Here is a 19,905-nt window from a genome sequence, read left to right on the forward strand (position 1 = left end):
GAACCCGAGAGGGCCGTTGCTTTTTTCGCTCTAACTTTCACTACGTAACCTCCTTTGAGCCTGTATCCGGCTATTGGTTCCGAATAAGGCCTGGCTACATGATGAAGGCGACAACAAGGCCGATGAGGGCCAGAGCCTCGGCAAGAGCAGCGCCGATGATGAAGTTCGTAAACATACGACCCTGCAGTTCGGGCTGGCGAGCGGTAGCGACGCAGCAGCCGTAGCAGGCGATGCCGATGCCGATGCCAGGGCCGATGGCGCCAAGGCCGTAGCCGACGACTTTGAGAGCCGAGAGTACGAGAACGATATCCACTTGGTTCCTCCTTTTACACGGTTTCGAGACCTCCCCGAAACCTCCTGCTTTATTCCCTAGCCGACCATCCGAGCCGACCAAGTAACCGAAATAGAATGCCGCGCTCGCGGGCGGCGACGGGCCTAGTGCTCGCTCGTTGCCAGGCTGATGTACACGGCCGACAGCGTGGTGAACACGTACGCCTGCAGAAACGCGACCAGAACCTCAAGCGCGTACATGGCGATGAGCAGCGCCATCCAGCCGACCGGCGGCAAGAAGAACAGGAAGTCGCCCTGCAGGCCCGCGCTGATGAACACGCTCGTAGCCAACGCGAAGATGCCCAGAACCATGTGACCGGCGAACATGTTGCCGTAGAGTCGCACAGCCAGCGTGAGCACGCGCAGCACGAGGGAGATGAACTCGAAGAACCAGATGACCGGGACCATGACCTTCGGCAGGCCGGACGGCGCGATGGACTTGATGTAGCCCCAGCCGCCATGAGCCTTGATGCCCCAGTAGTTGAAGTACACGAACGAAATGGCAGCCAGCGCCCACGTGATGCTGATCGATCCGGTAGCGGCCTTCGATCCCGGGATAAGGCCCACGAAGTTGCAGATCAAGATGAAGAAGAACATCGTAGCCAAGAACGGCAGGTGCTTCTTGTAACCATGACCGATAGCGCCCTCACCCATATCCTTTTTCACGAACTCGTAGCCGTACTCGACCATATTGGCGAACTTACTCTTGGGAACCAGCGTAAGACGCCTTCCCACCGTCAGCACCACCACCAGGGTGATGATGAAGCACAGGATCATGTACAGGGTGTACTGCGTCACTCCCCCGAACACGAACGTCGAGTCGAACGAGTGCTGAAGGTGGACAGCATCCTGCGCAAGGATTTCAAGTGGATTCACGTAACTAACCTTTCCGTTCTACTTCCGGACCAACTTCACCACACCGAAGCCGATAGCTGCGACGCTCAGCGCCAGCACCTCGGCCAAAGCAAACGAAAGCACAAGCTCGCGAGCGAATACGATGCAGGCCATGACGGTGGCGAACAAGATGAGGAACGAAGCGAATACACTGAGCAGCAGAATGCCCATGTGCCCCAAGTTACTGGTTTTGGTGACCCGCTTTGTCATGCGAAGCCCGAAGATCAAAGGCAAAAAGCCCGCGATTCCCGACAACGCCCCCAGAACAATCGCTCCTACCATAACCCGCTTTCCCATTCACGCGCACGCTTGCGCATCCTACCAATTAAAAACCGCTATGCATGATAACGGAATTTCCTGCTCCTCTTACGATAAGGTAACAGAAACCTACAATTTTTTGGTGAGCGGAAGCATAAACCGGCTAAAAAAATGCATAAATCAAGCGTCAGCGGTAGGCGAAACTGAATATTCTTCAGACGCCGATGAGGAGGATCCCCGACAGCTCAAGCCGCCGGGGATCTTTTAGCCTTCGAAAATGCGAAGCTTCATGCCCGCTTCCTCGAGCATGGACATGGCAAGCTCGTCGGGATACGGATTCTGGTACACGATCTCCTCGATGCCCGCATTGATGAGCATCTTGGCGCACACGACGCATGGCTGCGTGGTGATGTAGATGGATGCGCCCGTGATGTTGATGCCGTAGCGCGCCGCCTGGATGATGGCGTTCTGCTCGGCGTGCAGGCCCCGGCAGATCTCGTGGCGCTGGCCGCTGGGCACGCCGAGCTGCTGGCGCAGGCACCCCGTTTCGGCGCAGTGGCGCATGCCGGTGGGCACGCCGTTGTAACCGGTCGACAAGATGCGGCGGTCCTTCACGATAACCGCACCCACCCCTCTTCGCAAACATGTCGTGCGGGTGGCCACCTCGTTCGCCAGCTTCATGAAGTACTCGTCCCAACTGGGACGATGATCGAGCGGCTCGGTCATGGTTTTCATCCTTCCTGGTCCAGCAAAGTCAGCGAGAAGCGTCGAGGTGTCCGAGATCGCCCCGTTTTGCGGCCGAGCGTGCTTTTGCACGTGAGGGCAAGCGAAAAAGGGGCGAGATCGGGCGCATCGACGCTTCGCAGCGTCGAGCAGTTCCGCCGTCCGGCAGGACGGCGCAACGTTACTTGGTGCCGAAGATGCGGTCGCCGGCATCGCCCAGGCCGGGCACGATGTACGCCGCTTCGTTGAGCTCGTCATCGACGGCGCACGTGAACACATGCACGTCGTCGTCGGCTGCGAGCAGACACTCGATGCCGACCGGAGCGGCCACGATGACCATGACCTTGATGGTGCCGGTCACGCCGATGGAGCGCAGGTACTCCACCGCTGCGGCAGCGGAACCGCCCGTGGCCAGCATGGGATCCACCACGATGACGTTGCGCTCGGCGATATCCTCCGGCAGCTTGGCGTAGTACGCCACCGGCTTGTGGGTCTCCTCGTTGCGGTACATGCCCAGATGGCCCACGCGAGCGGCGGGCACCAGATCGAGCACGCCGTCCACCATTCCCAAACCGGCGCGCAGGATGGGAACGATGGCCAGCTTCTTGCCGCTGATGGCTCGGCACGTGGCCGTGCAGATGGGGGTTTCCACCTGCACGTCGGAAAGCGGGAGATCGCGCGTGGCCTCGTAGCCCTCGAACAGCGCCAGCTCCTTGACCAGTTCGCGGAATTGCTTGGACGACGTCTCCTTGTCGCGAAGAATGGACAGCTTATGCTGCACCATGGGATGATCGACGATGGTGACGCGTTCGTATTCTTTCGCCATGAATCAATGCTCCTAGTAGGTAAGTTCCGGGTACAGCGGATGGGCGGCCAGCATGGCTTCCACCTTCGCGCGTACGTCAGCGAGCTTCGCCTCGTCGCTCGCGTTGAACACGGTTGCGGCGATGAGCTGGCCCACCTGGTAGAAATCGTCAGCGGTGAAGCCTCGCGTGGTGGCGGCAGCGCTGCCCACGCGTATGCCGCTCGTGACGAAGGGGCTGCGCGGCTCGTTGGGAATGGAGTTCTTGTTCACCGTCAACCCCACGCCCTCGAGCAGTTTCTCGGCATCCTTGCCCGTGACGTCGGCGGCGGTCAGGTCCACCAGGCACAGATGGTTGTCGGTGCCGCCGGACACCAGGCGCAGCCCTCCGTCCATCATGCCCTGGCCGAGCACGCGCGCGTTCTCCACCACCTGGTCGATATAGGCGGCAAACGAAGGGGCCAGCGCCTCGCCGAAGGCCACGGCCTTGCCGGCGATCACGTGCATGAGCGGACCGCCCTGCGCACCGGGGAACACGGCGCTGTTGATCTTCTTGTACAGCTCTTCGTCGTTGGTCAGGATGAAGCCGCCGCGCGGGCCGCGCAGCGTTTTGTGGCTGGTGGAGGTCACGATGTCGGCATGCGGCACGGGGCTGGGATGCGCGCCCGCGGCCACCAGGCCGGCGATATGGGCCATGTCCACCATGAAGTACGCTCCCACCTCGCGGGCGATGGCGGCCATGCGCTCGAAATCGATGACGCGCGGGTAGGCGCTCGCGCCGCCGACGATCACCTGCGGACGGCATTCCTTGGCCTTGGCCTCGAGCGCGTCGTAATCGATCGTCTCGGTTTCGGGATCGACGCCGTACGCTTCCACATGGTACAGACGACCCGAGAAGTTCACGGGACTGCCATGCGTGAGGTGGCCGCCCTGGTCAAGGCTCATTCCCAAGATGGTGTCGCCCGGCTTGATGATGGAGAAGTAGGCGGCAAGGTTCGCATTCGCGCCGGAATGGGGCTGGACGTTGGCGAACTGGCACCCGAACAACTCGCAGGCGCGGTCGCGCGCCAGGTCCTCGACGATGTCGACCTTCTCGCAGCCGCCGTAGTAGCGCTTGCGCGGGTAGCCTTCGGCGTACTTGTTCGTGAGCACGCTGCCCACGGCCTCCATAACAGCAGGAGACGTGAAGTTCTCCGATGCGATGAGCTCCACGGAATCGCGTTCGCGGGCAAGCTCTTGACGGAGCGCGTCCGCAACGACGGGATCGGTTTGAGATACGTAGGAAAGAGCCATGGTATTCCTTTCGCTGGGCTGTTTCGGGGCTATGCTAGCACAACGGGCGTGCGTAAGATCCAGCCAAGCTAGCCGATCTCGAGAGCGGCGATCTTTTCCACGCGACCCGCATGGCGCCCGCCGCCGAACGCGGTGGACAGGAACGCGTCGAGGATAGCCTGGTTGACGCCCGGCTCGACGAAGCGGCCGGACAGCGTGATGACGTTCGCGTCGTTGTGCTCGCGACACAGCGCAGCGAATTCGGGGGACACGATGTTGGCGGCTCGGACGCCCGCCACCTTGTTCGCGGCCACGGCCATGCCGATGCCGGTTCCGCATACGAGCACGCCGCGCTCGGCCAACCCGTCGACGACGTCATGCGCGACGAGCGCCGCGTAATCGGGATAATCGACGCGATCGTCGGTGTCGGGGCCGCGGTCGATGACGTCGTGGCCCTGCGAGGCCAGGTAGTCCACGAGCTGCTGCTTCTGCTCGAATCCCGCGTGATCGCTTGCGATGCTGATCTTCATGTAATAAGCCCTTTCGTTAGTCCATCATCGTGCGGCGGACGGCCTTGGCCCAACCCTCCAGCAAAACCGCATGGCGCGCATCCTCGATGCACGGCTCGTAGCGCTTGTCGGACGCGCGCAAGCCGCGCAGCTCTTCGATTCCGCTCCAGAAGCCGGCGGCCAAGCCGGCAAGATAAGCCGCCCCCAAAGCCGTTGTCTCCGCATTCTGCGGTCGACGCAGCGGCGTGCGCAACACATCTGACTGGAACTGCATGAGAAAATCGTTGGCGGAGGCCCCGCCGTCCACGTTCAACACGGAAAGGGGCACGCCCGCGTCCGCCTCCATGGCCACCGCAAGATCGTGCACCTGGTAGGCCAAGGACTCGAGCGCGGCACGCACGAAATGGGCACGGGTGGTTCCGCGCGTCAGCCCGTACACGGCCCCGCGCGCATCGGCGTCCCAATACGGAGCGCCCAAGCCCGTGAACGCGGGCACGATGTAGACGCCGCCCGTGCTCTCCACGCTGCGCGCCAAAGCCGCGGTCTCCCCCACGTTCTCGATCAGTCCCAACTCGTCGCGCAGCCATTGCATGAGCGCGCCGGCCATGAACACGCTGCCTTCGAGCGCGTACTCGGGACCCGGCGCGCCGGGCGCGGACGCCGCAACCGTGGTGATCAGGTTGTGGGAGGATGCGCACGCTTCGCCGCCCGTGTGCATGAGCAGGAAGCACCCGGTGCCGTAGGTGTTCTTCGCCTGGCCGGGCTCGAAGCAGCACTGGCCGAAAAGCGCCGCCTGCTGATCGCCCGCCACGCCGCAGATGGGAATGCCCGGAGCGATGCCGGCGTTGGCCGTGCGGCCGAAGTCGCCCGACGAAGGGCGAACTTCGGGAAGCATCGAGGCCGGCACGTCGAACAGGTCGAGCAGCCAAGGATCCCAGCGCATCTCGTGGATGTCGAAGAGCATGGTGCGGCTGGCGTTCGTCACGTCGGTGGCGTGGACCTGCCCCTGCGTCAGCACCCAGATAAGCCAGCTGTCCACCGTGCCGAAGGCGAGCTTGCCCGCCCGAGCGTCCTCACGGGCGCCGGGCACGTTGTCCAGGATCCACTTCACCTTGCTTGCAGAGAAGTACGCATCGGGAACCAGGCCGGTCTTGCGCGCGATCTCGCGCGCGACTTCGGCATCGGCGCACAGCTCGTCGATGATGGGAGCCGTGCGACGGCATTGCCATACGATGGCATTGAACACCGGCTCGCCCGTTTCGCGGTTCCACACCACCGTGGTTTCGCGCTGGTTCGTGATCCCGATGCAGGCGATGTCGCTTGGTCCCAAGTTGTTCGACACGAGCAGTTCGGTGAACGCTCCCAGCTGCGACGACAGGATGTCGCGCGGATCGTGCTCCACCCAACCGGGCTGCGGATACAGCTGGGGAAACGCGTTTTGCACCGCATCGACGACAGAGCCCTGCCCGTCGATGAGCATGGCGCGCGACGAGGTGGTCCCCTGATCGAGCGCTACGACGTAGGTTGATCGCATGCGTGCTCCTCCATCCAATCGGCTACTTCGGCATAGACCTGCGCCCGACCGGGCTCGTTCAGTATCTCGTGGCGCATGCCTTCGTACAACGTCGCCGTCACGTCCTTGACGCCCGCCCGTCGCAGCAGGTCGGCCGCCGCCTGCACGCCCTTGCCGCACGCGCCCACCGGGTCTTGCGCGCCGGCGACGAACAGCACGGGCAGATCTTTCGGAACCTTCGATGCGCAGGCCATGGTGACCACTTCCCCGGTCAGGTCGGTAAGGGTGGCGTACGCGCCGACCGAGAACATGGCGCCGCACAGCTCGTCCGCCAAGAAGGCGTCGACGACGGCGGGATCGGTGGACAGCCAGTCGTAAGGCGTGCGGGGGTTTTCGATCTTCTTGGCGAAGCCGCCCGCGCCCATGCCGTCCAGAAACGCGCTGCGGTACTCCGGCCCCTTCGACCGCGCGATCAGCCGGGCCAAGGCGTTGCCGGCTTTCGAGAGAAGGTACGGCTGCTGGCCGGTGCCGCACAGCACGGCGGCCGCCACGCCTTCGCCATGGCGCGCTAGATAGGCACGCGCGATGAAGCTGCCCATGGAATGCCCGAACAGGATGTAGGGCGTTTGACGGGAGTAGCGCGCGGTGACGGTTTTGCGCAGCTCGTGCACGTCTTCGATCAGGATTTCCTTGCCGTCGACGGGCATGTGCCCCAGGCTTTCCGCGTCGGGAGCGCTTTTGCCGTGCCCGATGTGGTCGGCAGCGCACACCACGTAGCCGCGGCTTACCAGGTAGCGCGCGAACTCGTCGTAGCGCTCCACGTGCTCGGCCATGCCGTGCACGATCTGCACGATGCCGCGCGGAGAAGAGATGACGCGCGCGCTTCCCCTTGTTTCGGAAGCTTTCCAGACCAAGCCCCTGATGGTGGACGTTTCGTCGTTCGAAAGAAAGCCCACGGGCGCAACGGTCGTTTCGATTCCCATGCTGTATCCCCTCCCCAGGAGTTTCCTCCATTATACCCATCCTGCAACAAGAAGGGTGAAGACCGGGTTTCGCGCGAGCGAAACGCACGTCTGAATTAAAGGAAACTCCGGACGTCCTCGGCGGTGACGGCCCCTTCGCGCACCACAACGGGCAGATCGCGCGTGCAGTCGAGGACGGTCGAGGCAAGACCGCTTTTGTCGGCGTCGTTCTCGTCGGCCACGATCGCGCGCACGCGCGCGGCCAATGCCGGGTCGATGGCTTCGTACGAGCATGGAGACGCGCAGCCCGACAGGTTCGCGGAAGTAGTGGCAAGCGGGCAGCCGGCTTCAACGATGAGCTTGAGCGCAACCGAGTTGTCGGGCATGCGCAAGCCGATGGTCCCCTCGGCGGATTGGAACGCTTCGGGAACACGACCGTTCGCCTTCACGATGAGGGTGAGCGGGCCCGGCCAGTACGTTCGCGCAAGCGTGCGGGCTATATCGGGAACGCCTTCGCCGTAGCGGTCGAGGTCGTCCGCGCTGCCGACCAGCCATGCGATGGGCTTGCCGCGGTCGCGCTCCTTCAAACGATAGAGCACCTCCGGCGTATCCGCCGCATCAACGGCAACGCCCAGTCCGTACACCGTGTCCGTGGGAAAGATGATCGCGTCTGCGCGCCGCAGCGCCGCAACCGCATCGTCGAAAGAACCAGTTCCTCGAGCCATGGAAACACTTCCTTGCTGTTCAGGGTGAAGCCGCCGCCTAGGGAAGCTTGCATTGTATCACGATGGACGAGACGTGCCGAAACCAGCATCCACCAGGGCGTACTTGCACTTGATACGCTCAAGTTTCTTGCGCCAAGGCGCATAGAGCGCCAGCAGAAACAAAACCGTGGCAACGCCGTGCGCGACGTCGAAGGGAATCGCAGCGGCGAAAGCGACCGCTACGGCGGGAAGCGTCACGGGATGGACGAAACCCACAACGTACCAGCTGTTGAGGACAAGCCCGTACGCCAAGGAGGAAGCGAACCCGTAAGCGCACAGCACGACCGTCCGATCGAGCCAGCCCCGATCGGCTAGCACGCCGGCCACGTATCCGACCAGGCCCCACGCGTACATCTGCCACGGCGTCCACGGCCCTTGGCCGAAAAAGAAGTTGGACACGAGCGCAGCCAGCGCCCCCACCAGAAAGCCGCTGCGCCGACCGAACACGGCCCCCGCGAGAATGCAAATGGCCGAAACCGGCTTGAAGTCGGGAAAGGGCGCGAACAAGATGCGGCCCGCAGCCGCCAGCGCAGCCAGCACTACCGTGGGCATGACCTGGCGAAGCGGCGGACGGGACGTCTCAAACCCCGCGAAGAACACCGCGACCGCAACGCATGCGACCGCAACCGTCAAAAGCGCCCCCTGCTCGATGCCGAAATACGCGCACGCGACAAGCACGCAGGGAACGGCAACCAAGGCCGGAACCTCAAGCGCCGCCAAAACGCGATGCGCCTTCCCTTTCGAAGCGTTCATCGCGAGCCGCCTTCGTATAGGCACGCGAACGCGTCCTCGGAAGGCCGGTAGAACAAATTCCCCTCGAAAAACGAACCAGCAGGCTCCGTGCAGGCATCCTCGCCGTCGAACAGCATGGTGACCTCGTCGGCAACAAGAGCCGCAAAGGTCAGATCGTGCGTGGCCATAAGCACCGTCGCGCCCGCTCGAACCCGATCGAGCACCGCTTCAGCCATCGCGGCCTTCGACGACGCGTCGAGGCCCTTCGTGGGCTCGTCGAGCAACAGCAGATCGGGATCGGTCAGCAAGAGCTTGGCCAGCGCGAGCTTTTGCTGCTGCCCGCCCGACAGATCGTACGGGTGGCTTGCCGTGCAGGGCGTCAGGTCGAACCGCTCGAGCGCGGCGGACACGTCGCTGTCCGAGAATCCGCACGAACCCTGCCATTCCCGCAGCTCCTCATCCACGCTGTCGCACGCGAACAGGGCTTTCGGATCCTGCGGAAGAAGCGCCTGTCGGGACGACAGGCGATTGGTCACGTTGCCCCGTTCAGGCTTCAGCACGCCGGCGACCAGGCGCAGCAGCGTCGACTTCCCGCTGCCGTTTCCTCCCACCAGCGCATGCACGCACCCCGGACGCACGCTCAAATCCATGCCGCGCAGCACCCAATCGGCGTCGCGCCCGTAACGGCAACGCACGTCGTTCAGCGCCACGACAGGATCGACCGCGCGCGCTGGGCGCCCCGTTTCAACGGCGCGTCCAGCATCTGGAAGGCGAAGCGGTCGCGCCGTGAAACGATCGAGCGAAACCTCCTCTATCCGACCATCGCGCAACTCCACGGCATCGGTGGCGTACGAGGCCATGGATTCGGGTGCATGCGTGGCAACCACCACCGTGATCCCCAGCTCGCGGTTCACGCGGAAAAGCGCGTGCAGGAAGTTCTTCTCCGCCACCGGGTCAAGCTGGGCCGTCGGCTCGTCGAGCAGCAGCAGCCGGGGCTGCATGGCAAGGACGCTGGCCAGCGTGAGCATCTGCTTCTGACCCCCCGAAAGCTCGGACACCTGGCGCCGAAACCACGGCTCGATGCCGAAGAAATGCGCGACCTCGGCCACGCGACGGCGCATCTGGTCCTGCGAAACGCCCAAGTTTTCCAACCCGAAGGCAAGCTCGTGCCACACGGCGTCGCACACGATCTGGTTCTCGGGGCTTTGGGCAACGTAGCCTACGTGCGAAGCCGCCGCGAACGCGTCCATGTCCTCAACGGGAACGCCGAACGCCTTGAGCTTTCCGCTCTTCGTCCCAACAGGCGAGATAGCCTGTTTCAAGCAGCGCAGCAGCGTGGTCTTTCCGCTGCCGGTCGCCCCGACCAGTAGCTGGAACGCCCCTTCGGACACCCGCCAATCAAGCGGTCCGATCGATGCTGCGGCATCGGGATACGAAAAGGAGAACCCGCGCGTCTCGACGGCGAGCCGATCGGTTACGACCTCCATACGATCCGCTCCCTTACTTCCATAACCAGCGGCAAAACCGCGAACAGTACATAGGGGACGTAGCTCCACCACGAGGCGAAGCCGGTGATAGACGGGTAGAACCTGAATTGGACGCACGCCGCCCAGGCGGCGACGGCCGCGCTCGCGCCAACCACTATGAGAAACGCGAGCGCGCATGCGTCAAGGCGACGGAAACGAAAGCGCGCATAGGTGGTGCGCTTCGGTGCGGCGCCCCAGCCGCGCGCCTTCATGGCGTCGGCGGTTTCAAGCGAATCCTCCATGCTCCACCCCATAAGGACCGAGGTCAAGCGCATGTGCTCGCGAAATCGAAGGCGACGGCTCGCGCTCTTCGTCGCATCGGGCAACGTCGATGCAGCCGGACGGGCGGCCGTGCATGCGCGCGCAACGCCTTCGATAGCGCTTCCGCGCCGAACGAACTGGGGCACCAAGCGCGCCGTCATGGATATCATAAGCCCTACCGTGGGCACGACACCGCCGAACAAAGCCATGATCTTGTCGGACGTCAACACGCGCGAAGCATTTGAAAACGTGATCAGCACGCTTGCCAGCATCACGCCCATGCACGCACCGTACACGAAGCTTTCCAGGTAGAACGCCCGCGCTCCGATGCGGAACAACTCGGTGTACCCGGAGGCCGAGAACAGCGGGTTCGCCAGCGCGACGACCGCCACAAGGGGAAGCTGCCATGCGAGGGAGCGAACGACGGCACGAGCGCCGCGCAGCACCGCGCCAAGAGCGAGCGCAGCCGCAAGCGACACCAGAAGGTACACGGGCTGCATCGCCGCCATGCTCATAACAAGCAGGATGGAGAAGTACGTTAACGCGACCACGGGATGAAACAGGTCGAACGCCGTGCTTTTCACCAGGCTCGCACCCCTACTTGCCCACCGTGAAGAACAGCGAGATGACAAGAAGCACCGCAGAAGCCAATGCGATGATCGCAAGAATGATCGAAACCTTCCGACTGAACAATGTCCCACCTCGCCTTTCGACCGCCGAGCCGCCCTCATCCGAAGCAGCTAGGATAGCACACGAAACCGGACGCCCTTTCAACGAAGAAGAAAAGGCGTCCGGCTGAAAATCAGCAACTCAACCCGTCACGTAGAACCACGAAACGACATCCCCATCGTTCAGCGCGTACTTGTCGCACGCCATCATGGGAACCTCGCCGTTAACCGAGTACTTCCAGCCGCTTCCTCCCCCATGCTCCTTCTCGGCCAGGCCGCCGACGGCGCTCACATACACGCCGAACGGAGACGTCGACGCATTGACAGAAAAGCCACATGCCATGAGCGCATCGTACACCGTTGCCCCTTGGGCAAAGGTTGCCGTGGCACCGCCCGATACCGGGTTGCCCACGGCCGACGATTCCACATATACCGAAACGGTGACGACCGATTGATTGGAGCCGCCCCCAGAAGCTTCTTCCTTGAAAGATCCCGAGAGATCCGGACCTCCCGCCGAAGCCCCCGCCCCTTCTGCAAGAGCAGGCTCTTGAGCAGCGGGGGCCTCGGAGGTTTCACCCGGAGAAGCAGCGTCGCCCTGGCTTTCCCCCGGTCCCTCGCTCTGGCGCGCGGAACCCTCCGAACCAGCATCAACGACAAGCCCTGCATCCTGCTCTTTCGATGCAGGATCGGAAGAAGGGGCGGGCGAATCGACGGGAGATGCGCACAAAAACACCGCCGAGCATCCGATGAGAAGCACCGACAGAATGCCAACGATGCCCACGATGGTCTTTTGCCGAACAGAAAGGGCAGCTCGACTAGGAGCAACGGGCGCTTGAAAACGCATCTCTTGGCTGTCGTCCGTACGAGCCGCAGTTGTCGCACGTCGCGCGTCTTCGTCGCAAAGCTTATCTTGATCAAGCATTGCCATCGCCCTTCGTGCGGCGGCGCGCTACGGCACCATAAGCCACAGCTCCCACAAGACCGGCCATGCCAAGCATAAGACCTCCTGCAGCCCAAGGGTTCACGCCGTTACGAGCCACGCCCGCAGCGTCCTCGCCGTTCGGTTCCGCCACCCGAGTGTTCCCTGGACCGGACTCCCCGTTCGGGGACGAGGCCTCCTTGGCAACCTTGTCGGTCCGCCCGCCAACTTTGCCAGATGATTGCCGCACAAGCGGAGCATGAGCCGCACCCGGCGCCCCAGAAGATGCCCAGAAGGAGCCCGACGTCCCATTTGACTCGTCTCCCGATCCACCAACCCCGCCCGGGCGAGCGTTCGTGACCCATCGGGCGTACAACGTCATATCGCCATCGACCGGCGTTTCGAAATCCCAGGTTCGCGTACACGCGGAATCTACGAACCATCCGCCGAACGAGTACCCGTCGCGCGACGGATCAGCCGGCTGCACGATGGGCTTGTCCTTGACCGCCATGCCAGAAGGCACGAAAGACCCGCCCATGGAATCAAACGTCACTCGAAAGCCAGCCCGGCCTTTGAGTGCAAACAGGACGCCGGCATCGTTGGTGTAGTACAGATTGCCCTCCTCGTCCGCAATGACGGATGCCGTGCAGTAGTTCTGCTGCGGTCCCGCAGGCGTGTACAAAGCGTATGCAGCGGCATCGCCCACCCGGTACGCGTACACGCCGCCCGGCAACCCGTTGCACGTGAAGTACGCATACGTGCCGTCGCCCTGGATCGACACCAGCGGGGAACCCTGCGCCGCGCCAAGGCCGCCGACCACCGTACGATCGACGCACATGCCGGCCAGATCGATCAAGGACAGCGTCCCGTAGCCATCGGCGTCCGCACCACACACGAACACCGTGCCGTTCGATACGACGGGCGTCGATGTGGAGGATCGAGCAAACGAAACGCGGCCCGCAACCGAGAGCGCATCGCCCTCGCGAACGATCTTATACAGCACGCCGTCGCTCGTCACGGCCAGCAACGTTCTCCCATCGCCAACCGATACAATGGTCGAGCGACACGGGGCGCCAAGCGAGACCGAAGACTTCACCTTGCCCGTATCCCCCTCGATCAAAACGACTGCCCCCGATTCGTCGCCGATCACGATGTCCGATCCGGATGCAGCAGCACCCGCCCAATAGTAGCCCTCGGGCTTTCCGCTGCTCGACGTGACACCCTTGTTCGCCCACATCAGCTTTCCGTCACTCATGCGCACGCACACAAGCGCGCCCGCCGTGCCCGTGGAGTTCGCGGCTCCCGGCTGCGTAAACCCGGCGTATGCATAGCCCCCGTTCACCGTGAGCGTGGAAAGCGCCTGATAGCTGACAGAACCATCCGATGCGCCAAGCGATTCGGTACGCCACACGCACGCAAGTGCGTTGGCAGTAAACGCAGCCAAGCGACCGTCGTCAGTAGGGATCACAATCAAGCCATCGGCGTACGCCGGACGGCAGAAATAGCGGTTCGCGCTTCCGACGGTGGCCGATGCCGTAGGTCTTCCCGTTGCGGCATCTATCTTCATGAGAATACCGCCCGACACCAGATAGATATCGCCGTTGACAACCAGCGGATCCGACACCCCTTCAGCCGAGGTCACGGTCTTGTAGTCGAAGGACCAAAGCAAATCGGCCGACTCGGCGGGCGTGATGACGTTGGTCAGAGCCGACCCGGCGCCGAACTGTGGCCAAAAGGAGTCGTAGCTGGGCCGCGAGGCACTGGGCTCAATGACGACCTCGCCTGCGGTCGGCAGAGACGAACCCAATGCCGAGTAGTACCAGACCACCTGGTCGCCGGACTCAATCTTGATTTCGCCCGCACCCTTCTGAGCGACTTCGCCGTTCACGAACAGCTGCCAAAACCTGCCCGTGACTTGGTCCCGGCCGAGCGTGCGACCGTCGTAAGGCGAGACCAGGCTCTGTAGATACCAACTCTGGGAAGTGTCGACCATGGCCTTTAAGCCCGTTTTTACGAACATCTGATCACTCAGGTCGGCCATCGTGGCACCCTCCACCATGGCATAGCGAGAGGAAGCCGCCCACACCTGAGGATTGCCGGAAGCGTCCATGCCTACGACTTCGCACGAGGCGGCAACACTGCTGGGCAGCACGGCGCCATCTGCGGAGTAGTACCAAACCACTCGATCGCCAGCTTGCAGCGTGATCCCATTCGCGCCCTCCTGGGCGACCTCGCCATTGACGAACAGCTGCCAGAACCTGCCCGTAGCCTGGTCCCAGCCGAGGTTCTGGCCCGCATCGTAAGGCGACGTTATGGATTTCAAATACCAGCCCCATGAAGTTGCGATATCAGTCTTAAGACCCGCGTCCGCAAACAGCCGCTCGGACAGATCGGCCGCCGTGGCTCCCTTCGGCATCGCGTACGTCGCATCGGCAGCCCAGGTCTGCACAGCTCCGTCAGCATCCACGCCAACAACCGAGCACGTGGCCGAAAGCTGGTCGACAGGGGCCTCTTCCCCTTCGGCGGAATAACACCAGATTACGCTGTCGCCGGGCTTCAGCTCGTACCCGTTGGCGCCCGCCGTCGCAGCCGAACCATTGACGAACATCTGCCAGAACCTGCCCGTAGCCTGGTCCCAGCTGAGATTCTGGCCCGCATCGTAAGGAGACGTGACGGATTCGAGGTACCAACCCCATTTTCTATCGATGTTGGCGGAAATCCCCGTCTTAGTCAGCAACGCCTCGGTCAAACCGGACGCCTTCGAGCCGTTGTCCAGCGTGAACGGCTCAGCTGCCGCCCACGTCTGACGATTGCCGTGCTTGTCCATGCCTATGATGGAGCACGTCGCCGTGACGAAGGGATCCGTCTGGCCCTTCGTTCCCGCCACCGTGAACTCCGCCTGAACAGGCCGCTTCACAAGCGACTGCAGGTCACGGTTTTCCGGATGTGCAGCCGCCAGGGATTCGTACGCTTTGTAGGTGAGCACCGAATCGACCGCAACGCGGCGATCGTAGTCAGGACGGTTGGCGCGCAGAATCTCATCTTCAAGCACACCGGCGTCCGACGACCTGAACGTACGCCACTTTTGGCTACCCATCGGGTCGTATCCGGGAATATCGTCCGGGACAATGCCCTGGTCCGTCATCTGGTCAATAGAGCGAGCCCATGCAAGAGAGCCGTCGGCTGCACGACTAACCTCCATGAACGTATCGAGGTCGACCGTCACCTGGTCAGCGGAAGCATTCTGCCCCAAAAGCGCCTGGCCGTACGCCGCTGCAACGTCGTTCATGAATCCGACGGCCTGTTCCAGCTCGTCAGAAGACACGGGCTTGAGCGTATAGGCCCCCAGCTCCCTCGAGACGGTCACGCCATCGTAGGTCAAACTCGCTGAAACCTCAACCGTACGGATAGGCTCCCCTTCAAGGGAGCGCGTCACGACGCCTCGGTATCCGTTGACCTTCAAGAAATCCTCGTCGCTTGAAACGTAGGATAGCTTGTACACCTTGCCGTCCACGCCCAGCGAACGCGGTGTCGAAAACTTCACATCGCCGTCAACAGCACTCGCCTGAACGCTGCCGCCCGATGCCGCATCGACAACCTTCGCCCGTTTCAGCACGTTCGCAAGCTGCTTCTTGATATCATCGACTTCAGCGCCCGATTTTTGCTCGACCACCATATCGAAAGTCGTTCGATACGAAACACCGGGGCCGCTTCCGTAACCGGGAACCTGCAACTCGTACGTCGCCGTCAACGTAACTGACCGAGGAACCGCCGTATGCGAGAATACCGCCGTCGCAGTCTGGTTGTAATTGCCGTCAAAACCGTTCGCGATCTTCGCGACCGCCGAATCAGACGACGACCAGCTAATCGTCGCCGTCTTGGCGGATCCGACGCGCACCTCCGTAGGAAGACCTACCTTGAGGACCGACGCGGGTATCGAGCCCGTCTTGATGCCCTCGTCAAGAGAGACGTTAGCAGCTTGGCCTTCCAGATACGCAAGAACCCGAGCATCGTCCCATGCCAAAGACGATGCACGCGAAGGCGTATAGAACCCCGTCGCATCGCCAAACGTCAATGCATAGGTAGGTTTGAACTGCCGCAACACCGAATAATCGAACGAAACCGTCTTTGCATCGGGAGCCAGGAAGAAATACGTGATCGCGCCGTTATCCGAACCTTCGGAAACATCGACGGAGCCTTGCTGCTTCGGGTCGACTCCCGAGAACGCCGCAGCCGAAACGCGCGTCGACACGCCGTCGAACCCGAGTTCGGACAGGCGCGATTCGATCATGCGGTTGAGATTGGAGTCCGTACCGTACTTCGGATTCGGATAGTACCCGCGCAAGCCATCTTTTTCGAGAGCCGTGATCGCAGCGGCCACGCGAGCCTCGTTCTCCGCAGAACCGGCCGCGATCACCGCACCGACCGCTGGAGAGACGACCTCGTTGCGAGACGACGCCTCCACCTTGACGTACTTGCCAACTTCTGACGGCGTAAGCTCGAGCGAAGATCCCCGCGCTCCGGAAAGCTCGTGGAACTCGCCGTCAACCGCATCCCCGACCAACCAACGATACGCAACGCCCGATTCCACGGCAGTTCCGCTCGCGGCATCATGCGCAATGGCCGTAAGGGCGTTACCTTGCTTGGCCGTACCTTCGATCTCGACCGATGCAAGGTCCGCCTTGCCGTCTGTGACCTTGGGAGTTGACGAAGAAGACCACTTTTCGACGCCGTTGGCCAAGGTGACCTTGACGGCGAGGAACGAGCCGGCGTCGGCGTCGGCCAAAAGGTACGTCCGAGCATTTGCCCCATCAATCGGAGCGTAATTCTTGTAGATTAAAGCGTTTGGTGCATACGAAACCTGCGTACCGCCCCGATACCACTGAAACGAAATACCAGCGTAATCGCCGACTTCAACCTCTTCCGTATCGACGAACGCCCATGCCTTGATCTCCAAACCCGCGCCCAACTTGGAGGGGAGGTTCGCACCCGATGCGGTTTTGACGAGTACGCCGTCGACGTTTGAAACAGCCCGGGAGGTAGAGGGTTCGGAAGAGTCCGACGATGAGGTCTCCTCCAAAGAGTCCAGAGCACTGGGCTGGATGCTTCCATCCTCGTTCGACAACGCGTTCTCGGAGGGAACCGCGTCGCCAGCCAGCCCGCGATTGACCGTCGATCCTCCTCCGATATCGAAAGGCTCGCCCGCTTCGGCATTCGGAAGGGTCTCGGTGCGGTCCACCGAGCCCAGCGAATCCATCGGCCCAGTCGAACCGCCCTCGCTCGATTCGCCAGACCCGGCAAGAGCGCGCTCTTCAGCAACCGAAACGTGTGCACCGCCCGGCTGCGCCCAGGCGATGCCGGGAACCAGGGACACGACCAGGGCCACGGCCAGAAGTACAGCTAGAAATCTCTCCGAAACGCTTGCAACCGAAACGGCTGACAAAGGCGTGTTCGACCTCTCTCGAACGGAGCGCGTACCCACGCGCGCCAACTGAAGACCGATCATCGTCGGCACCTCTCTTCCAGGGCTTGCTGCGATGGATGGGTGTTCCGACTTCGCCTCATCTGGCTCGAACGCATGCCTGCATGTCGTCCGGCCATCAACGTTTACGGTTACTGGTATAGCGCAGGATTCTCACCCGCATTTCCCCAAACGAACATGATCCGCACGTTCGCTCGCGCCGCGCTTGGCGCAACCATCTTTGCCAATATATGCTTCGCGGTATTCTACCACGCAGGCGACAGGAGAAGGGGCAGAAGGATTCGTCGGCATTCCTTCGCGAACGCGCAAGCTAGCAGCTTTCCAAAAGCATCCGAGCAAGGCTGCGATAGCGCTCGGCCATTGCCGAGTCAGGAAGCGCCGCCACGACGGTCTTGCGAAGCTCTTCGACTTGTTGAACCTCCGGACTTCGAGGCAAACAAGCAACCAGGGAAGTGCCCATCTCCGCGCAGGCGGCCTCCACCGTAGCACGCTCGTCCTTCACGTTTCGCTCGTTCAGGATAACGCCGCGCACCCGAGCGTAGCCCTTGTTCCGGTACGCCGCTACGGCCCGGTTTATGTTGTCCGCCGCATACAAAGCCATCATCTCCCCCGATGTCACGATGTACACGTCTTCGGCATAACCGCCGCGTATGGGCATGGCGAACCCTCCGCACACCACGTCGCCCAACACGTCGTACAGCACGAAATCAGGCTCGTAGGTCTGGAACGCCTTCAGCTCGTCAAGGCGCTCGAACGCCGCAATGATACCCCGGCCCGCGCACCCGATACCCGGAGGAGGACCGCCCGCCTCGACGCACAGCACCCCCGAATCGCTGCGCACCACGATATCCTCCAGCTTCACGTGCCCGCCTTTTTCCTTGATGGCATCCAAAACCGTAAGGATACGAACGCCCTCCGTCAGGTTCTTCGTCGAATCCGACTTGGGGTCGCATCCTATCTGCATGACCGTGAGGCCTTGCTCTGCAAGGGCGGCGGAAACGTTCGACGTCGTGGTCGACTTCCCTATACCGCCTTTGCCGTAAAATGCTATCTTTTTCACCGGCTCGCCTTCTTCCGCGCCATGGCATGCCCTATCGTCGCGAGCGCCGCAGAAAGGGCGTCCGGCCCCACGGCAGGCGCCGGATTCGTCCAATACAAGCGGCTGGAAACAGCAACGTGGGGAACGCCCACGTACGCCACCTTGCAAGGAATGGCCTCATGAAACAACGGATCTCCGATCACCACGTCGTACCCGCGATCAACAACGTGCTCGCAAAATTCACCTTCGCTTGAAAACGACCGGTCGCCCTCAAGCATCAGCTCGTCGTCCATGCCGAAGAAGCTGGCCACCGTGCAGTCAACGCCCGAAACCTCTCGCATCAACCCGGCGCGAAAGGCGTTTGCCCATACTTGCTGGCCAACAATCAGCACCTTCACGCCGCATGCCGTTGCGCACGGATTCCCGATGCCGCCCAAAAGCTTTGCCGAGAACTGCGCTTTCCAAGAATCGGAAGACGCCTGGAAACCGTCGGGGGCCATCCATCCCGCACGGCAAGGCCCTACGGGCAAGGCGCACGTCCAAGGCGTGCCGAACGCTTGCTCAAGCCAGCGGGCCGACGCAAGGGCAGCCACCGAAACAACGACGTTGACGTGCGCCTCCGCAATTCGCTCGACGTCCTCGAACGAATAGTCCATGCCAAGCGTGCAGATCACTCGGTAGCCCTCCCTCTCCACGTTTTCACGCAAAACGGCAAGCTGATCGGGTCCCCAAAGATCAAGCGGTATCGCCCCTAAGATGTTCGCAGACGGGGCGACGCTTCGAGGAACCGGCTTCGCGTAGCGCTTGCACAACTCCATCATCACCATGCTTGCACCGCGATCGTAGGCGCTCATGCCCGTGGTCTCGAACGCAAAGCAAGGCAAAGACAGCCGATCTTCCAAAGCCGCAGCAACCGCCTTATGATCCGTGCCGACAATCGCCGCTGCCGGACTTGCGAGCAAGGCAAGATATCGAGAACCTTGCAGCCCCTCTATGAGGGGAAGCGTTTCCTCCAGAAACTCCTCATCTCCGAATATGACCCGAACATCCCGCAACCCGCTCGAAAGCACGAGCGAGGTCTTTTCGAAGTAGCGGGGCTCATCGTAGCCAGCGCAATTGGCCAGACACCCGCTTGCTCCGTTCACCACAATGGTTCCTTGCAAATCGTACAAAACCGACACCGCCCCCGAATAGTCAGGGGCGAAGGCCGGCAGAACGTCGAAATAATGAAGCCTGTCCATGTCCTCTCCT

Annotated in this window: 17 protein-coding genes; all 17 read right to left on the bottom strand. The window is 62.2% G+C overall.

Annotated elements, in window-relative coordinates:
* Window positions 1–94 precede the first annotated feature (94 nt).
* The 17 genes from atpE to DMP08_RS07975 all read right to left on the bottom strand — a co-directional run bounded on the left by atpE (window position 95) and on the right by DMP08_RS07975 (window position 19,895).
* Window positions 95–313 (bottom strand): ATP synthase F0 subunit C, encoded by a 219-nt coding sequence (gene atpE / locus DMP08_RS07895; RefSeq protein WP_123192383.1) that lies wholly within the window; start codon window positions 311–313, stop codon window positions 95–97.
* A gap of 122 nt (window positions 314–435) precedes the next feature.
* Window positions 436–1,206 carry a F0F1 ATP synthase subunit A gene (gene atpB / locus DMP08_RS07900; RefSeq protein ID WP_114566796.1) on the bottom strand — a complete coding sequence of 257 codons (771 nt, stop codon included), beginning with the start codon at window positions 1,204–1,206 and terminating at the stop codon, window positions 436–438.
* 18 nt (window positions 1,207–1,224) lie between these two features.
* On the bottom strand, window positions 1,225–1,506 hold the full coding sequence (locus DMP08_RS07905) for a hypothetical protein (RefSeq protein WP_114566795.1): 282 nt from the start codon (window positions 1,504–1,506) through the stop codon (window positions 1,225–1,227).
* A gap of 240 nt (window positions 1,507–1,746) precedes the next feature.
* Window positions 1,747–2,208 (bottom strand): deoxycytidylate deaminase, encoded by a 462-nt coding sequence (locus DMP08_RS07910; protein WP_123192384.1) that lies wholly within the window; start codon window positions 2,206–2,208, stop codon window positions 1,747–1,749.
* Between the two features lie 178 nt (window positions 2,209–2,386).
* Window positions 2,387–3,031 carry a uracil phosphoribosyltransferase gene (upp, locus tag DMP08_RS07915; protein ID WP_123192385.1) on the bottom strand — a complete coding sequence of 215 codons (645 nt, stop codon included), beginning with the start codon at window positions 3,029–3,031 and terminating at the stop codon, window positions 2,387–2,389.
* A 12-nt stretch (window positions 3,032–3,043) separates the two neighbouring features.
* A complete protein-coding gene (gene glyA / locus DMP08_RS07920; protein ID WP_123192386.1) occupies window positions 3,044–4,300 on the bottom strand; it encodes a serine hydroxymethyltransferase in 1,257 nt (418 codons plus the stop codon).
* Between the two features lie 68 nt (window positions 4,301–4,368).
* Entirely contained in the window at window positions 4,369–4,809 is a 441-nt protein-coding gene (rpiB, locus tag DMP08_RS07925; RefSeq protein WP_123192387.1) for a ribose 5-phosphate isomerase B, read from the bottom strand.
* 16 nt (window positions 4,810–4,825) lie between these two features.
* Complete coding sequence (gene glpK / locus DMP08_RS07930; protein ID WP_123192388.1) at window positions 4,826–6,322, bottom strand: glycerol kinase GlpK; 1,497 nt, start codon at window positions 6,320–6,322, stop codon at window positions 4,826–4,828.
* Entirely contained in the window at window positions 6,301–7,284 is a 984-nt protein-coding gene (locus DMP08_RS07935; RefSeq protein ID WP_123192389.1) for an alpha/beta hydrolase, read from the bottom strand. The genes glpK and DMP08_RS07935 overlap by 22 nt, the downstream gene beginning before the upstream one ends.
* 95 nt (window positions 7,285–7,379) lie before the next feature.
* A complete protein-coding gene (locus DMP08_RS07940) occupies window positions 7,380–7,988 on the bottom strand; it encodes an L-threonylcarbamoyladenylate synthase (protein WP_123192390.1) in 609 nt (202 codons plus the stop codon).
* A 57-nt stretch (window positions 7,989–8,045) separates the two neighbouring features.
* Window positions 8,046–8,780 (bottom strand): ECF transporter S component, encoded by a 735-nt coding sequence (locus tag DMP08_RS07945; RefSeq protein ID WP_123192391.1) that lies wholly within the window; start codon window positions 8,778–8,780, stop codon window positions 8,046–8,048.
* Window positions 8,777–10,246, bottom strand: coding sequence for an ABC transporter ATP-binding protein (locus DMP08_RS07950; protein WP_123192392.1), 1,470 nt, complete (start codon window positions 10,244–10,246; stop codon window positions 8,777–8,779). Before DMP08_RS07950 ends, DMP08_RS07945 begins: the two co-directional genes overlap by 4 nt.
* Window positions 10,234–11,130 carry an energy-coupling factor transporter transmembrane component T gene (locus DMP08_RS07955; RefSeq protein WP_123192393.1) on the bottom strand — a complete coding sequence of 299 codons (897 nt, stop codon included), beginning with the start codon at window positions 11,128–11,130 and terminating at the stop codon, window positions 10,234–10,236. The genes DMP08_RS07950 and DMP08_RS07955 overlap by 13 nt, the downstream gene beginning before the upstream one ends.
* A gap of 226 nt (window positions 11,131–11,356) precedes the next feature.
* Entirely contained in the window at window positions 11,357–12,136 is a 780-nt protein-coding gene (locus tag DMP08_RS07960) for a DUF4430 domain-containing protein (RefSeq protein WP_161555445.1), read from the bottom strand.
* Window positions 12,129–17,639, bottom strand: coding sequence for a DUF4430 domain-containing protein (locus DMP08_RS07965; RefSeq protein WP_123192395.1), 5,511 nt, complete (start codon window positions 17,637–17,639; stop codon window positions 12,129–12,131). Before DMP08_RS07965 ends, DMP08_RS07960 begins: the two co-directional genes overlap by 8 nt.
* A 286-nt stretch (window positions 17,640–17,925) precedes the next feature.
* Complete coding sequence (locus DMP08_RS07970; protein ID WP_123192396.1) at window positions 17,926–18,675, bottom strand: nucleotide-binding protein; 750 nt, start codon at window positions 18,673–18,675, stop codon at window positions 17,926–17,928.
* Complete coding sequence (locus DMP08_RS07975) at window positions 18,672–19,895, bottom strand: nitrogenase component 1 (RefSeq protein WP_123192397.1); 1,224 nt, start codon at window positions 19,893–19,895, stop codon at window positions 18,672–18,674. The genes DMP08_RS07970 and DMP08_RS07975 overlap by 4 nt, the downstream gene beginning before the upstream one ends.
* Window positions 19,896–19,905 lie beyond the last annotated feature (10 nt).

The organism is Paraeggerthella hongkongensis (assembly GCF_003726035.1).
Classification (GTDB): Bacteria; Actinomycetota; Coriobacteriia; order Coriobacteriales; family Eggerthellaceae; genus Paraeggerthella; species Paraeggerthella hongkongensis.

Coding starts and splice junctions, on each gene's coding strand:
- DMP08_RS07965 (WP_123192395.1), bottom strand. CDS start 17,639: ATGATCGGTCTTCAGTTGGCGCGCGTGGGTACGCGCTCCGTTCGAGAG.
- DMP08_RS07910 (WP_123192384.1), bottom strand. CDS start 2,208: ATGACCGAGCCGCTCGATCATCGTCCCAGTTGGGACGAGTACTTCATG.
- DMP08_RS07950 (WP_123192392.1), bottom strand. CDS start 10,246: ATGGAGGTCGTAACCGATCGGCTCGCCGTCGAGACGCGCGGGTTCTCC.
- DMP08_RS07960 (WP_161555445.1), bottom strand. CDS start 12,136: ATGCTTGATCAAGATAAGCTTTGCGACGAAGACGCGCGACGTGCGACA.
- glyA (WP_123192386.1), bottom strand. CDS start 4,300: ATGGCTCTTTCCTACGTATCTCAAACCGATCCCGTCGTTGCGGACGCG.
- DMP08_RS07935 (WP_123192389.1), bottom strand. CDS start 7,284: ATGGGAATCGAAACGACCGTTGCGCCCGTGGGCTTTCTTTCGAACGAC.
- DMP08_RS07905 (WP_114566795.1), bottom strand. CDS start 1,506: ATGGTAGGAGCGATTGTTCTGGGGGCGTTGTCGGGAATCGCGGGCTTT.
- DMP08_RS07945 (WP_123192391.1), bottom strand. CDS start 8,780: ATGAACGCTTCGAAAGGGAAGGCGCATCGCGTTTTGGCGGCGCTTGAG.
- DMP08_RS07975 (WP_123192397.1), bottom strand. CDS start 19,895: ATGGACAGGCTTCATTATTTCGACGTTCTGCCGGCCTTCGCCCCTGAC.
- rpiB (WP_123192387.1), bottom strand. CDS start 4,809: ATGAAGATCAGCATCGCAAGCGATCACGCGGGATTCGAGCAGAAGCAG.
- glpK (WP_123192388.1), bottom strand. CDS start 6,322: ATGCGATCAACCTACGTCGTAGCGCTCGATCAGGGGACCACCTCGTCG.
- DMP08_RS07940 (WP_123192390.1), bottom strand. CDS start 7,988: ATGGCTCGAGGAACTGGTTCTTTCGACGATGCGGTTGCGGCGCTGCGG.
- upp (WP_123192385.1), bottom strand. CDS start 3,031: ATGGCGAAAGAATACGAACGCGTCACCATCGTCGATCATCCCATGGTG.